13 protein-coding genes are annotated in these 15,536 nt (G+C 63.2%); 9 read left to right on the top strand and 4 right to left on the bottom strand.

The genetic code is table 11. From position 1 onward, the window contains the following. Nucleotides 1–13 precede the first annotated feature (13 nt). Together VDP79_RS13730 and VDP79_RS13725 are read left to right on the top strand one after the other, a co-directional pair. A complete protein-coding gene (locus VDP79_RS13730; protein ID WP_323018724.1) occupies nt 14–283 on the top strand; it encodes a hypothetical protein in 270 nt (89 codons plus the stop codon). A 12-nt stretch (nt 284–295) separates the two neighbouring features. After that, nucleotides 296–562, top strand: a complete 267-nt coding sequence (locus tag VDP79_RS13725) for an EscF/YscF/HrpA family type III secretion system needle major subunit (RefSeq protein WP_323018723.1) — start codon at nt 296–298, stop codon at nt 560–562. 14 nt (nt 563–576) lie between these two features. Here VDP79_RS13725 and VDP79_RS13720 read toward each other — a convergent pair whose 3' ends face one another. Genes VDP79_RS13720 through VDP79_RS13710 form a run of 3 tightly spaced genes read right to left on the bottom strand, consistent with a single transcriptional unit; the run spans nt 577 to nt 4,326 of the window. Further along, nucleotides 577–1,023 (bottom strand): type III secretion system chaperone, encoded by a 447-nt coding sequence (locus VDP79_RS13720; protein ID WP_323018722.1) that lies wholly within the window; start codon nt 1,021–1,023, stop codon nt 577–579. 24 nt (nt 1,024–1,047) lie between these two features. Further along, entirely contained in the window at nt 1,048–1,539 is a 492-nt protein-coding gene (locus VDP79_RS13715; RefSeq protein ID WP_323018721.1) for a type III secretion system chaperone, read from the bottom strand. Between the two features lie 36 nt (nt 1,540–1,575). Then, complete coding sequence (locus tag VDP79_RS13710) at nt 1,576–4,326, bottom strand: inositol phosphate phosphatase SopB (RefSeq protein WP_323018720.1); 2,751 nt, start codon at nt 4,324–4,326, stop codon at nt 1,576–1,578. Nucleotides 4,327–4,519: 193 nt separating this feature from the next. Between VDP79_RS13710 and VDP79_RS13705 the strand changes: the two genes are divergently transcribed. The 3 genes from VDP79_RS13705 to alr all read left to right on the top strand — a co-directional run bounded on the left by VDP79_RS13705 (nt 4,520) and on the right by alr (nt 6,672). Then, entirely contained in the window at nt 4,520–5,032 is a 513-nt protein-coding gene (locus VDP79_RS13705) for a SecDF P1 head subdomain-containing protein (protein WP_323018719.1), read from the top strand. Between the two features lie 33 nt (nt 5,033–5,065). After that, nucleotides 5,066–5,494 carry an ATP-binding protein gene (locus VDP79_RS13700; RefSeq protein ID WP_323018718.1) on the top strand — a complete coding sequence of 143 codons (429 nt, stop codon included), beginning with the start codon at nt 5,066–5,068 and terminating at the stop codon, nt 5,492–5,494. Nucleotides 5,495–5,556: 62 nt separating this feature from the next. Beyond that, complete coding sequence (gene alr, locus VDP79_RS13695; protein ID WP_323018717.1) at nt 5,557–6,672, top strand: alanine racemase; 1,116 nt, start codon at nt 5,557–5,559, stop codon at nt 6,670–6,672. Here alr and VDP79_RS13690 read toward each other — a convergent pair. Next, nucleotides 6,629–9,085, bottom strand: a complete 2,457-nt coding sequence (locus tag VDP79_RS13690) for an MFS transporter (RefSeq protein WP_323018716.1) — start codon at nt 9,083–9,085, stop codon at nt 6,629–6,631. The two genes, alr and VDP79_RS13690, sit on opposite strands and share 44 nt — an antisense overlap. A gap of 104 nt (nt 9,086–9,189) precedes the next feature. On the opposite strand from VDP79_RS13690, the gene VDP79_RS13685 reads away from it, so the two are divergent. The 4 genes from VDP79_RS13685 to VDP79_RS13670 all read left to right on the top strand — a co-directional run bounded on the left by VDP79_RS13685 (nt 9,190) and on the right by VDP79_RS13670 (nt 15,535). Next, nucleotides 9,190–11,205, top strand: coding sequence for a SpoIIE family protein phosphatase (locus VDP79_RS13685; protein ID WP_323018715.1), 2,016 nt, complete (start codon nt 9,190–9,192; stop codon nt 11,203–11,205). Next, a complete protein-coding gene (locus tag VDP79_RS13680; RefSeq protein ID WP_416233118.1) occupies nt 11,202–12,383 on the top strand; it encodes an ABC transporter substrate-binding protein in 1,182 nt (393 codons plus the stop codon). The genes VDP79_RS13685 and VDP79_RS13680 overlap by 4 nt, the downstream gene beginning before the upstream one ends. Nucleotides 12,384–12,472: 89 nt before the next feature. After that, nucleotides 12,473–12,955: a type III secretion system chaperone gene (locus tag VDP79_RS13675; RefSeq protein ID WP_323018714.1), complete on the top strand. Its 483-nt coding sequence runs from the start codon at nt 12,473–12,475 to the stop codon at nt 12,953–12,955. An 18-nt stretch (nt 12,956–12,973) separates the two neighbouring features. Then, nucleotides 12,974–15,535 carry a hypothetical protein gene (locus VDP79_RS13670; protein ID WP_323018713.1) on the top strand — a complete coding sequence of 854 codons (2,562 nt, stop codon included), beginning with the start codon at nt 12,974–12,976 and terminating at the stop codon, nt 15,533–15,535. The last annotated feature ends 1 nt before the right edge of the window (nt 15,536 follow it).

Here is a 15,536-nt window from a genome sequence, read left to right as displayed (position 1 = left end):
GGACACCACCGCCATGGATACGATGCTGACCGATCTCGACACCCAACTGGCGGCTCCGGACGGAGCCGCCCTGCGCGATACGCTGCTGACCAGAGCGCACCGCCTTGAACAATCCTTGCGCACCCCCATGCTCAATGGCCTTTCGCGCCAGGATTTCCCCCTATGGCAGGCGGCAGCGGATGCGGCCGCCGCCGCCCAGGAAGTATTGGCCGCCTGGCCGGTCAACACCGCATCCTCTTCCCTGTCCCCGGCGGCTCGTCTGCCCCTTCCAACTTCTCGCTAGGAGTCCGTCATCATGGCAATCAACGGTCTTTCCGGTTCAGCCGGCCTGAATTTCAACAGTGTCAACGACACCATCTACAACAGCATCCGCACCCAGGAAAGCAAGCTGCGCGACACCATTTCAGGCATCAGCACTGATGCCGACGGCAACGTCTCGCAAACCGATCTGCTTAAACTGCAGCAACAAACACAGCAATGGACGATGATGATCGACCTGCAAAGCACGCTGACAAAACAGATTGCTGATTCCCTGAAAGGAATCATCCAGAAATCGTCCTGAACCGTCGTTAATCGTCAGACAGATTGCAGGAACAAGGCGGGGTCATCGGGCCGCCGGCCGGGGCCGGCGGTGTCTGCTGGTGCGCTATCCGCCCACCGCTCAGCCTGATTCAGCAAGGACTCCAGAGCCGTCTCCAGATCGGAGGCGCTGCAGTCCCGCAGGGCAAGCGCCAGCTGCATGCAGGGCCGGCCATCGGGCGCCACGCACAGGATCACGCCGCCATTTCCCGCCTGCAGGAAATCAGCCTGGGCCATGCGCAAGGCATGCGAACCATCCATGCCCTGACCGTCCAGACTACAAGACAGCAGCACCAGATCGCGGGCGCCGGCATGCATCAAATGAACGACATGGCGGCCATCGAACACCAACTGACAGACCCCCTGAGAGGGGGCCAGCGGTGCGATACCAAGGATCTGTCCCAATTCCGACAACAATCGGGTGAAGGTCGAGTCTTCAGTCACGGACGGGTGCGCGGTCAGAACGGATCAGGCAAGGGAACCCCCGGGCGGAAACCCGGGCAAGCCCGTCGCGCCGGGAGCGGGGACGTCGGCCCCGGCGGTGCGCAACGGCCCGCCATCGTTGGCCGCATCAATGCGTTCACGCCAGTAAGCCGCCGCATTGGAAAAGCGCTCGATCCACACAGACAGCGCCTCTGCATCCAGACCGGCCAAGCCACGCCGGTCGGCCAGGAAAATACGGCCGGTATCGAAATCGGCGCTGAAGGTCGCCCCCCGCGTGCCCTGCCAGAAGATATTGGCCGCCAGCAGCATGGCGTAGATGGCGTCGCGGCGGTCTGCATCGGCTTCCTGCAGCCGGGCGTACAGCACCAGCTGGTCTTCGTCGGCATCATATTGAAGGTGGATATCGTGAGCATCGATCACGAGTCCCAGATACCCGTCTTCACCCGCGGCCATCTCTGCGTCGCCCAGCGACTGGCCCAATTCGGCGATCAGGGCCTGATAGGAAGATAGAGACATATTTTGCTCCGGTAGCAGTGTTAGCGTCGTGCAGCATCAAGCCTTGGCGAATTTGCCCAGACCACACAAAAACTGGCGGACCTCAGGATCAGGCAAACGGTCTTTCAGGTGTCCGGCTTCCTTGCTGCCGGACAGACCCGTATTCCAGCGCTGATTCTCAAGCTGGCCGGAACTGGAGCTTACCGTATAGTAAACGCCTTGATCGTCCCCTTCCAGCCGTTCATCGGGGTTCATCTCGCCCCCCAGATCCCGCAGGATCAGCTTGGCCTTCAGCTCGACGTCTGTCACGCCGCCACGGTCCTTATCGCTCTTGCAGCCTTTGGACATGGTGCCGGCCAGATCGGTGACCCCCGCCAGATCCAGGCCCTGTTCCGCTAAACCCTGCAGCACCAGGATTTCACGTCCCATTTTCGCCGTGTCGCCATTGCCCTTGCGAAAGGTTTCCTCTGTGAACATGGAGCGGACCAGATCCGTCTGACCGCGCAGCTGCGCCATCAGGTTTTCGGCGTTCTGCCGCTGCGCGGGGTCCGTATTCTGATCATCAATGAGCCCCTGCAGGCGATCATAAGCCTCGCCGACAAACCCCCCAGGCCGTGCGCCTCGGGCGCCGAACCGGCCATCGCCCAGATCGCCGATCAGCTTGACCATGTTGCGCGTATTGTGTTCATGGACATTGTCCCAGGCGCCGAACATCAGGTGCTGCATCGCCCCGGTCGCAATGCCATTGATACCGAACGAAAAGGTGATGGTGTCCACATCGACCTGCGCCACCTGACCGCCATCGGGACCCTGAGGACTGAAAACACGCAAATCCTGGCCAGGACCGGAATTGGCGTCAAAGGCCTCGAACTGATTGAAGGTATAGGTTTTTTCCTTGTAGTCCTTCAGGCCCGGCAGCATTTCGCGCACGCTATCGGGCGAGATCAGGTTGACGCTGACATGCACCAGCCTGGGCGCTGGGGCGCCCTGCGGGCGGTTGGGATCGGTCAGGCCGTCGCGCAGCCGCGCATTGCTGGACAAAGCGACTTCCAGCACCTCTTTTGCGCCCTGCCGATTGGACTGCTGACGCAGCTGCGGATCATCCACACCCCACATGTCCAGCACGCCATGACCCACCACCGTCGTCATGACCTGCCCGTCCGGATCTCTCAAGCGGCTGACCTTCAGGTTACGGGCGTGCTCGACATTGTCTCTCACCCCGGCCGATACGCCGCCGCTACGTCCATGGCCCAGATCCACCCCCAGGCTGCGATCCATGAATTGCGCGGACTCGATCTCGCTTGTGTAGGTGCGCATCACGCCATCGCGCATCACCACCATATCGCGGCTCAGCGGCTGCCAAGTGCCGATGCCCGACAGCGCTTGGCGCTCGGCGCGCCCCAGGGACTCTTTGGAAAAGAGCGCATCCAGCGTTTTCTTCGGGATGCCGACCTCTTCAAGCTTGCTCCGCAAGGCAGCGAGCGTATTGCGTTTGCCCTCCACGATGGGGTGGGTATCCTGATTGTCCTTGTTTGGCGCCGGAATGCTTTGAAGGTCATCCGGGTTCTGGCTGCTGACCCGATAATCCGACATACGATCAATGCACAGGCTGGTCCATTCGAGCTGCGCATGGGCCAACGCGCCCTGTTGCGCCTCAGTCAAGGGCGGCTCACCCCGAGCGATGCCCTCGTCCAGCCGGTCCATCAGAGACTGCCCCGCTTCGGCCCAGATCAGATTGCTATGCTTCACCGACCGGTCCGTCAGGGGATCTGTCAGACGCATCTCCTCGACGAACGCGCTCTTGGCGCGCACCAGCTCGACCTGATGATCCAGATCCTTGCCCAAGGCGTCATAGACATCCTTCTGCTGCTGAAGATCCTCGATCTGGGCGTCGAGGTCTTCGTCTCCGCCCAACGCCTGGCGCTGGACCTGCAAACTGTCCAGTTCCTGCTGACACTCCAGCGAGTGCGCAGCCAGATCCTGGCCCGCGACCAGCAGATCTATTTCCTGTTGATCAAGTTCCGTAGACAAGCCACGCAGACTGTCTTGATTCCAGGCCTGACGGCCCAGCAGTTCAGTTGTCTGGTCTATCCGATCCAATGTCTCGCCGACCAGCTGCGGGTCCGCGCCGCCTAGCGTCGGCAACTGCCTCAGCCCCCCGATCAACGTGGCGGGAGCCAACGGCAGCTGGCCCAGGGGACTGCCTTGCGGCGCCTGCAGCACCAGTTGGCTGAGGCCGGGGAAGCGTTCCTGACACTGGGATTGGTGTACGTCGCGCAAATTCGTTTCTGCCTGCGCACGCAAGGCCCGGACATCCAACTGACTCAGCGGCGTATTGCCGAAGCGCGAGTCATTGCGCACCGCCCGGCAGACGGCTGCCCGCAGATCCCGGCTTTCCGGGCCGTCCAGCCCATTGAGCACCAGCGTCAGCCGCTCTTCGTTGTGCCGGACGATGTTCTGGCGCAATTCCTGGGACTTGTCCAAAATCCGCGTGACCTGATGATTGGTCAAGGGTCGATCATTGGTCGCCCAATCGCGCGGCAGACCGCACGCCTGCAGGGCCCGCTGCGCGCCGGCGCGCCCTTCGGTCTGGCTGAGCAGCGTCAGGAACTGCTGTTTGACCTGGACACGATCATCGCGGATCTGGTCCCGTTGCTGCGGGGTGCGCGTCGTAAAGAATCCGCTGATGCGCGCCGCCAACCGGGACACGCCGCTCTGGCGCACCTGATCATTGCCCTGATTCAAGCGGATTTCCCGCTCAAAGGTTCCGCCGCCCACCTGTCTGAAATTATTAAGTCCGATGACCATGCTTCTCTCCGTTCATACCGGCGCCAGGCCCCGGCATGCACTCAGTAACGATTCGCCTGCCAGGGTTCCCCCGCTTGCCGCCGAATAGTCTACGCCTGCATCCAGGCGCATTCCGATAGTTCCCGCGCCGGACATATCGCGCTTTCATGGTTTATCCTTCTACAATTCCAGGGTCCAACCCGAACTGCCCACCATGCGCCTGACACCCCGAATCTTTGCCCCAGCCCTGCTGGCTGCCCTACTGGTTCTGGCAGGCTGCCAGAACCTGCCATCGACCACCCGCCACACGTCCGATCCGGCCGCCCAGTCGGCTGCCCAGCCCCAGCAGGTGCAACCGGTCGCCATCTACCTGGCCCAGTCACGATCCGACCCGGATCTGATCGCTGTCCAGGTGCCGGAAGGCACGCTTTACCTGCAACCCCGCCCGATCATCGTCCGCGATGACCTGACCGACGCGGCGGCGCTGGTCGACTCCCAGGGGCAGCCTTTCGTCGGACTGCGCCTGACTCAAAGCGGCGCTCAGCGGCTGAGCACGGCCAGCCGCAACAACGTCGGCGGCGTGCTCGCTCTGATTATCGGCCGCGAACTGGTCGCGGCCCCCCGCATCACAGGTCCGCTGGACCAGGGAATCCTGGCCTTCGGCGTATCCTCGACCCAGGCTGCCGCCGACCTTGCCGCCCGCATCCGGGGGGATGCAACTCTCTGAACTCTCTCCAGATCATCCTACCCAGGTGACACCATGTCAGACAGCCGCGACATGCTTGAACTGCATGCAGACGCACAGGCCGTGCCGCATGCGCTGGAATGGCTCGAGGCCATTGCAGAACAGCAGGAATGGCCGCCTCGCACGACCTTCGGTCTGACGCTCTGCCTGGACGAAGCCCTTACCAACGTCGTGTCCTATGCCTTCGACCCGCAGGCGACCGATGATTCACCGGCCATCACGGTGTCCTGCCAAGTGCGGGAAGGCGCCATCACCCTGACGCTGCGCGACAATGGACGCCCCTACGACCCGACGGCAGGAGACCCTCCGGCGCTGGTCGCCTGCCTGGACGAAGCCAAGCCCGGCGGCCACGGGGTGCGCCTGATGCGGCATTATCTGCACGAATTGCGCTATCAGCGACAATCCGGCTGGAATTGTCTGACCATGGTCATGCACCACCCTTGATGGAACCGTCAGGCAGGTTCAGGTACTGAATCAGGGCAACCGCCCAATTCCATGGACCTCCCATGCCCGACTTTCACCTGCCCAAGCACGCTGACCGGCTCTGCGCCTTCGTGGATGCCGCCGCTGTCGCGCACAACCTTTCGCAATTGCGGCGACGCCTGAATCACCGCGCTACCCGCATCTGGGCGACGGCCAAGGCCGATGCGTACGGGCACGGCCTGAACAACGTCATGCCCGGCCTGCAAGCGGCTGACGGCGTCACCGTCCAGACTCTTTCCGAAGCCCATGCTTGCCACCAGGCTGGCTGGAAGGGCCCTATTCTTGTTCACACAGGGCTGCTGCGCGCGAGCGATATCCAGGCATTGACGCTACCGAACTTGCACCTGATCATCAGCCACGAAGACCAGCTTCGCTGGCTGGCGGACGGCGCCCTTCCCATGCCCCCCGCGATCTGGCTGCGCTACGCCGGAGACACCCGCATGGGGGGATTCGATGACCAGGCTTATGCGCAAGCGCACCGCCAGGCCCGTGCATTGCAGGACAGCGGCCGCACGACAGGCACCGGCCATCTGAACCACTACGCTCAGGCAGAAGCCCCCCAGGGCATCACAGAAGCATTGCGCCGGTTCCAGCATGTGGTGGCCGGTCTGCCAGGACCCATTTCCACCTGTAATTCCGCCGCATTGCTGCAACAGCCCGATCATGCGGCGCAAACCGACTGGATCCGCCCCGGCATCGCGCTCTACGGTGTGAGCCCGCTGGCCGATATCACGGGGCAGGACCTGGGCCTGAGGGCCGCCATGACGCTGATCGCCCGGCTGGGCGCCATCCACCGCCTGCCGGCCGGCGCCAGCCTGGGATACAGCGGCGCCTTTGTGGCCGAACGGGACATGCGGATCGGGTTGGTCAGCTGCGGCTATGCCGACGGCTACCCGCGCCACGCAGGGACAGGCACCCCGGTGCTGGCGGCCGGTCGCCTCACCCGCCTGCTGGGCCGTCCCAGCATGGACGCGCTGGCGATCGATCTGACAGATGCAGGCGACATCGCGCTGGACGCTCCCATCACGCTATGGGGGGCGGAATTGCCCGTCGAGCGGGTGGCGGCATCGGCTACGACCATCGCCGCCGAACTGCTCACTGGCTTGACGGCTCGGGTGCCGTTTGCCCCGCTGTGCTGACGGGGGCAAACGCCAGAAACAGCAACGTCGCCAGCAGATAGATCAAGCCGGTCAACGCCAGACCGGTCCCCATGCCGGCCACGCCGAACAGTACGCCCACCACGACCGGCCCCGCCATCTGCCCGAGCTTGTCTGCCGCGCGCAGCACACTGGTCGCTCCGGCCGCACCATAGCGCTGGACATCGGGCAAAGCCAGCATGTATGGGGCCTGGGCCGCGCCGCTCAGGCAGCTCGCCAAGGCCAGCAGCAACACAGCCAACGAAGCCGCCAGCAAGCCGCTATTCAAATACAAGGCCATCAGCCCCAAGCTGCCGATCACCCCTCCTGCGACGATCCACCGTTTTTTGATCACGGAGCGATCCGCCATGCGCCCCATCATGGGCCCCAGATAGATCACGCACAAGCCATAGATCATGAGCACCCGCCCCACGCTGGACGCCGCCGCCCCCTGGGCGTCCAGATAAAGCGGCAAGGCATAGGACAGCAGCCCCACCTGGGCGACGGAAAAGGGAATGACGCTGCCCAGCAGCAGCAGGCCGAAATCCCGTGTGCATACCAAGCGCAAGGTCTGAGCCAACGCCAAACTGCGGTGGGCGCGCACGGCAGGCGCAACCGCCTTGGCAGCAGCCACGGCGCGCGGCGACGCCATATAGGGCCGCATCAGGATCAATACCCCCGACAGCGGCAGCAGCAGCATCACGACCGCCACCAAAAACACGGCCCTGAACCCCAGCTGTTCCATCAACATGGCCCCGACAGCGGCGCCGGCCAAGTGGCCGGCAAACAAGCCGGCAATCACATTGCTCATGTTGCGGCCGCGGGCATTGGCCGGGCTGCGGGTCACGATGAGGCCCTGCAACCCCATCCAGGTCAAGCCATACCCCAGCCCCACGACACCCCTGGCTGCCGTGAACCAGGGCAAGTCCGGCGCCCATGCGCAAGCGGCAAACCCCAGGCCGCACACACCCAGACCTGCCAGCACCGGCGCCTGCCAGCCCCGCCGATCCGTGATGCCGCCGGCCAGCAGCGCCGTCAACAGACCACACCCCATTTCCACGGAAATCGGCAAGGCCATCAACAGATTTTCGGACAGCGGCAGCCCGCCGCTGGGCAGGCTGCGCGCATACAGCGGCAGAAACCCCAAAGGCAGCGCCCACGAGAATAGGAAACCGAACATGACCGGCCGGGCGATCCGCCCCACCTGCCCGCCGTCCACAACCGCCTTCCCGGATCGCCGCAACATGAGGGCCAACAGCAGCAACATCTCGATGGCGGCCACCAGAGCGACCGCCACCACCGTCAAGGCATCAATGACGCGGGCACGCACCCCTGCCGCGATCACGGCATCATCCAGATGCAATACCAGCCGCCCCTGGACCGCCTGCCCCACCGCCAATGGCAGGGACAAAATCATCTCGTCGGACGCGGGCGGCGATGTATCGAGCGGCAACGCTCCCCGTCCGCCCGCGCGATTGATCACCTTGCCCGAGGCATCCAGCAGGTCGATGGAGCGAATCACCGGGAATGTCGCCGCCAGGCGGGAAAACGGCGCCTCTACATTACGCAAATGATCGATGGCAATGCCATAACCCAGCACGCGATCCAGGTCCTGCTGCAGGCCTTGCGCCAAGATACGCGCATTATCGCGAGTCACTTCCAGCGAGACCGCCCGGAACGTGTGAATCGTATGTGCGGCATACAGCCCCTGGGCCAGCATCAAGGCCACCAGCGGCAGAAAGAAGTGCGCCCAACCGCCGGAGGCCAGTTGCTCCGGGCGCACCACGAACTTGTAGGCAGCCGCCAGCCCCAGACCGACGACCAGCGTCACGATGAACAGAACGGCAAGGTTTCTCAGGATGTAGGCGCTGCCTGCCGATGTACCCGGCACGACAGCCAGCACCGCGACTCCCACGGTCGCCGCCTCGGCCCCCTGCAGCGGCACCGCCACGGCAATCCCTTGGCTGCTGCGATGAACCACCGCACCATTGGCCCGACGCGACAGCCCCTCGGCCAAGAAAGACGCCGGATGCGTGACCGCCCGCCCCAGTCCCTGGATATCGCGCAGGGGCTGGCCTTGCGCGGCAGCCACCTGTCCATCAGCCAGCAAGACAGCTGCGCCGCGCGCATCCGGCAGGCTGTCCAAACGCTGATTCAACAGATCAGACAGACCGAAGTACTGGGCCAGCGGCTTGCCCAGCCGCAAGCCGTTTTCGATGCCGGTTGCCATCTGGCGAACCTCGACCTCGACCCGGTCCGCCGTCATGTCAGTATTCAGGCGGTAGAGCGCCGACAAGCTCAAGGCGCCGATCAGCGCCTGGGCCAAAAGCAGCACAGCCAGACAAGCCAGGGTGACCTCGAGCACGGGGCGGCGGCGCAATCGATCCAGCAGCCGACGGGAGTACGCCTTGTCCATGGTCACGAAACCTGCATCGAAATAAGGTAGACGAGATTTTACAATTGAAGTAATTTGCAGTGCCGGTCTTCATTTGCAGTACCGGTCTCAATCGCCACTTTTCCATGCACTCACTTACCCGATCCCTGCGCGGCAAGATCTTTCTCGCCGTCCTTGGGCTCCTGCTCATCGTTGCCGGGGCCGTCATCCCCGTGACCCAACGCGATGTCACCCGCACCGTCGAGGCCGGCGAGCGCCACGCCATCGACAACGTCCTGAGCCTGGTGCAACGCGATACCGAAGCGCGCTGGGGAGCGCTGCTCGACGACAAGATCCGCAGCGTGCGCAGCGGCCGGGCGCAGCTGATGGAGCTCGGCACCACGATCCAGTCCGTGCTGGGCGGTTACGCCGCCATGGCCGAACGCGGTCTCGTCTCCACTGAAGCCGCCCAACGCCTGGCCAGCGCCTGGCTCAATCGCCTGTCGCTGGGCAAACAGCGCTACGCTTTTATTTACAATGCCCGCCATCAGGTCCTGGCCAGCGGAATGGCGGAAATGATCGGGACCGATCTATCGGATGTCCGCGACATCAAGGGCCGGCCCTTGGCTCAGGCTCTCTACGACGAAAGCCGCTATTCGGGACACGGCTTCGCCCTGTACCGTTGGGCGACCCCAGCCCAAGGGGCCGGCAGGTCGCTGGAAACACGCTATGGCTACTTCGGCTATTTCCCAGCCTGGGACTGGGTACTGGCCGTATCCGACAGCGCTCAGGAAATCCTGGATCAAGTCCAGGCCCAAAGGGCTCAGATGGAGTCCGCCCTGCTCAGCTCCCTATCCAGCCTGACCCTGGCGCAATCCGGCTTTGTCTTCATCCTGGCGGATAACGGCCGCTTCATCGTTCCGCCCCCCGAAGCGCAGGCCCCCCGCCTGCTCGACGCCATCGACCTGGCTACCAACAAACCGCTGCGCGCGTCCCTGCCGACGCCGCAACCCCACCTGTTCACCGTCACCCTATCCGACCACGAAGCCCCCTGGTTCATCCAAACCATTCACTACAAGCCGCTGGGCTGGACGCTGGCGGCAGCCGTCCCCCAAAGCGATCTGCAGGCGCCGGCCCGCAGCCTGATCCGCCGACAGGCCCTGATCTTTGCCGGCGCACTGTTGCTCGCGCTGGCGCTGGCCTGGCTCATCGCCACCCGCATCACCCGCCCCCTGGATACGCTGACCCAGTACGCGCGCAGCCTGCCCGACCAGGATCTGACGACCCTCGCCGAACCGCCCGCAAGCATCGCCGCCCTGCCGGCCCGCCACCGCGACGAAGTCGGCCGGCTGGCGTCGTCCTTCCTCTTCATGCAGGACAAACTAGGGGAAAACGTCGCCCGCCTGATGCAGGAAACCTCGGTGCGCGAACGCTTTGAAAGCGAACTGAACATCGCTCGCGATATCCAGATGGGACTGCTGCCCTTGCCGCTGCCGCCGGAAATCGTTCGCCAGGCGGATCTGCACGCGGCCATCCAACCGGCCAAAGAGGTCGGCGGCGATCTATACGATTACTTCCCTCTGCCGGATGGACGGCTGTGCTTTGCCATCGGCGACGTTTCCGACAAAGGCGTACCCGCTGCGCTTTTCATGGCAGTCACCCGGACGCTGATCCGAGCCACGACCGAAGACGAAACAGATCCCGCGCGGATCATGCACCGGATCAACAACCGCTTGGCGGAAAACAATCCGAACATGATGTTCGTCACCCTGCTGCTGGGCGTGCTGGATCTGCAGACCGGCCACCTGATCTGGGCCAATGCCGGACACCCCCCTCCGGCCATCATCGCCCCCGACGGACAGGTCCGATTGCTGACAGGCCGCAGCGGGCCTGCCTGCGGCGTGCAGGAAGACCTGTCCTACCAGCCGCTCGAATCCACATTGCTGCCAGGCGAAACCATGCTGGGTTATACCGATGGGGTGACCGACGCGACCAATCTGGCCGGAGAGCAATACGGTGAAGCGCAGCTGCTCGCTCAATTAGCGACGCCAGCCGACAATACCGGCAAGCAGATCGACCAGTTATTGGCAGACCTGCGCCGCTTCACAGACGGGGCGGACCCCTTTGACGATATCACGCTGATCGCAATACGACGCACATGATTTCCAAAACCTGCTCACTGCTGCTGTCCCTGATGCTGTTGGCGCCGGTCGCCGCCCAGGCGCAGACCCATGCCGCCCAGACAGACGCCGCCTCGCCCGCCGCGACCGCTCACGTCTTTCCCACTACGCCCCAAACCAAGCCGGACGGCAGCAAGTGGCGGCTTGGCTATTTCGAAAGCGGCGACTATGTCGAATACCCCCGGACCCTGCGCGCCATCGTTCAAGGCCTGCAACAACTGGGCTGGCTGACCATTCCCGATATCCCTCAAGACCTGACGGGCAAGCAGACCTGGCAGTACCTGGCCGCCAATGCAAAAAGTGAAACCCTGCAGTTCGTCGCAGATGCCCAATGGCAACCCGGGAATTTCGATGCCGCGCAACGCCCCGCCGTCCGCCAGGCCATCAGTGACCGCCTGACCAAGCGCAAGGACATCGACCTGATCATCGCCATGGGAACCTGGGCCGGGCAGGACATGGCAGCCTTAGGGGCGCCCGTTCCCACCGTGGTGGCATCGACCAGCGACGCGGTCGGCTCCCATATCGTCACCAGCGCCCAGGACAGCGGGCTGGACAATCTGCACGCCCGCGTCCAACCGGAACGCTATCAACGGCAGGTCAGGCTGTTTCACGACATCGTGCAGTTCAAAACCCTGGGTCTGGTCTACGAAGACAGCCCGGAAGGCCGTACTTACGCAGCCGTCCCAGCCGTCGAGCAAGTCGCCAAAGAAGACCATTTCCAGATCAAATCCTGCTCGACCGGGACCAATGCGCTGGATGTCTCCCAGGCAACCCTCAACGCCATGGGCTGCTATCGCACGCTCAGCGCCCAGGTCGATGCCATGTACGTTACCGTACACCGCAGCATCACGCCCACCACCATCGGCGCCGTGGCGGAAATCCTGCGCCAGGCCAAAGTACCCAGCTTTGCCATGCTGGGATCCGCCCAGGTCGAGCAGGGGCTGCTCATGAGCCTGGCGCAAGCGGACTACTCCTATGTGGGCCTGTTCCATGCCGAAGTCATTGCCCGCATTTTCAACGGCGCCAAGCCTCGGCAACTGAGCCAGATCTGGATAGATCCCGCCAAAATCGCGCTGAACCTGGAAACCGCCCGGATCATCGGCTTCGACCCTCCGGTGGATATCCTGCTGGCGGCCGACGAGGTCTATACCGGCCGCTGACACGGAACAAAGCCGCTACTCGCGTTACTCAGTTGATGACGCCGCCGCACGCACTGCAGCGCCCCCCATCATGCAGACCGAGGAGCCCCATGGATGCACACACCCTAGTTTCCCTGTTCGGCCAGGACGCCGGAGCCCCCATCGCACTGAATCAGGACGGGACAGCGGCGCTGGCGTTTGAAAACGGTCCTACCCTGAATCTGGAGCACGATCCAGGCACCGACTCCCTGCAGTGCTACATCATCATCGGGCAGGCGCCTGCCGATGCGGAACGACGCCAGACGGTGTTCCGCCAATTGCTGGCCGCCAATCTCTTTTGCCGCGACACCGACGGCGCCACGCTGGGCCTGGACGACATCACCGGCGAACTGGTACTGTCCCGCCGCCTCGAACTGTCCCGAGCAGATACCGCCTGGCTACGGACTACGATCGAATCCATGGTCGCCGTCGCTAGCGAATGGCAGCAGCGCCTGTGCGCGCCCTCTGCCGACGCGCAAAACCGGCAAGCCCCTGCCGCCACAGATTCATCCCTCCCCCCCGATCCCATGCCCGGCTTCGGCCTGCGTGTTTGACCTTCCCAGGAATCCATCATGTCCGGCATCCAGAACCTCGGTCACGCGCCCATCCAGAATGTGGGTCGGAATAATCTTGACGCCGGTCCGCTGGGACAGGTCGGCAATCTGCGATTCAAGGCCGAACCCGGAGCCACTCCTCGCACCAGCGGGCCCGGCGTCGGTCAGCGCATCCTGAATTTTCTGTCCAAGACCGCGTTCTACCTGACGGCCAGCCCGGCGCAACGGGCGCAACAATTCGTCCTCGACCAGGCGCGCGACAATAGCCGCCGAATCGGGAACCTGCTGGGTCATCTGACCGCCCAGCCAGATGACACCAAGGCGCAAGGCAAGATCGCCGAAGGCCTGGCCAGACTAGGTGACCTATCCCACGGTGACCTGTCCAATTTGTCCGGCGGCAAGGAATCTCTCAAGACCTACCTGCAAGAGCTGGGCCTGATGGATCTGAGCGCTCTGCGCAGCGGCTCGCTGAGCAATCCCGAAGCGCGGCAAGCCATCCTGGATCAGGTCGATCCGCCCCGCCTGCGGGCTCAGGCCGAAAACGTGCTGAAACAGATCGATACGGCCCTCAGCCAGCAGATCGCCCAGGATGCCATTCAAGCGCCCCTGTCCGACATCACCGAACTGCTATCCCGAACACCTGTCGACGGTGTCGCCCTGGACGGCCACCTGCATACCTTGTCCACCGGCCTGGCGATGATCGGCAACCAGCATCTGGACATCTACCTGGACAATCTGCCGGACGCGCAGCTCCATACCTTGTCCCAAGTACTGAATTCCGGCAAGCTCGACACGGCCAAGCAAGCGCTCAGCCAGATACGAAATCTGCATTCAGAGCCGCCCAAAACGCTGGAAGAAGCCCCCGACATGCGCCATGACACCCTGGATCCGGACCAGATCCAGACCGGACGCATCACTCAGGGGCGTACGATGCTCGACCGCCTCAGTGAATCGCTGGACCAGGAAATACAGACCCGTGTCGACGCCCTGGCCCCCACGCTGACTCACAAGCTGGACGTGGCCCTGCATACAGAAAACCGCAGCGAAATCGCAAAGGCCTTGTCCAGCCTGCAAGCCCAGGTCCAATCCCTGGAAAATACCTTCGGACAGATCCCCTCCGGCACCAAGGATGCCTTGGGCGTCATCATGGCGGAAACCATGCAAGCCCTGCGCGACCCCGACGCAAACCCCGACGGCCCGCTGAACCGCGACTCGCTGAAGCTGCTCGATGATCATTCCTTAGGCCATATCCGGCACAGCCAGACCACCTTGCAGCCCTTCGGACTGGAACTAGTCCGCGACGATGCCAGCCTGGAAGGTCTGGATCGCGTCACGGCCCTGAGCGCCAAAATGATCGAGGGCACGAACCAGCTGCTGCAGACCTTGGCGCAGGCCCCCGTGGACACGCCGGTTCTGATGCGCCAATTGCGCGATCTATCCGATATCGAACGACAGCGCACTCAGCAACTGACCCGGCTAGGGCATTACGGCGACACCGCCAGCCCGGACGACCGCAAAGCCATGATGATGCAGGCCACCCAGGCAGCCATCAAACAATTGACCGACTCAGAAGACGAGGAGGTCATCCAGAATGCCTTGCAGAACCTGGGGCTGATCAACACGCTGGAAGCATCCTTCCGCGATGTCGCCTCCAGCATGGGCAACATCGTATCGCTTCACGATTATGCCGGCAGCGGCGTCGAAACCCTGGAACGGGTCAGCACATCCCAGCATCTGCTGGATAGCATCGGCAGTTCCATGCACGAACGACTGGCCACCCTGACGCAAAACGACAATCCGGTGGTTCCAGCGATCACGCTCCCCAGCACCTTCAAGCAGTCCTTGATCGAACAATACGAGATCAGCTACGACCCGGCGACTTTCAAATCAAGCATGACGATGACCGACGCCATGCGAGCCAAGCTGACCCCGCATCTGGAAGAACCTGTCAACGTCAAAGATCACGCCACCCACACCACCAGACTGCCGGTACACGGCACAGACACCGAATTTTCCGTCAGCCATTCGTTCTTCAAGGACGGCATCGAGCGCACCAGCATTTCGCTATCGGTACGCGGTACCGGCACGGATGGCGGTAATGTGCGCAGCACCTGGCCCAGCCGGATACCAGATGACCTCTCCAGAGACAGCCAGATGGGCGAAGCGCTGGATTCCCTGGTCCGCATCGCAGGCCCTGCCGCCGAACCGCTGACCCGCATCATGAACCAGCAATTGGGCGCAGGCATCCTGAAGGGGCTGGTGGATCTTGGGCAAGACTCGCCTTTCAAACTGGAAGACGGCTCCGTCGTCATGCCGGTCGGGTCCGGGCGTTTTCATTTCGATGTCGAAAAAACACCGGACGGCAGCTTCCGCCTGGGCGCCACTATGACCATCCCCATCAAGGACGCCGTCGGGATAGATGCAAATGGCCTGGCCCGCCCGGTCCCCATGGACAAAGACCAGAGCTGGGCGCAGATCCATATCAACTTAACCGTCTCATCTGACGGCAAGACCACCCAGGTCACCGAGCCGCCGCAGTTCCGCCACCACTTCGTTCTGATACCGCCCCAGGACGATTGAT

This window comes from Castellaniella sp., from assembly GCF_034675905.1.
Taxonomy (GTDB): Bacteria; Pseudomonadota; Gammaproteobacteria; order Burkholderiales; family Burkholderiaceae_B; genus Castellaniella.
Note: the sequence above shows the minus strand (reverse complement) of the source record. Positions and strands in the feature narration are given on the sequence as shown.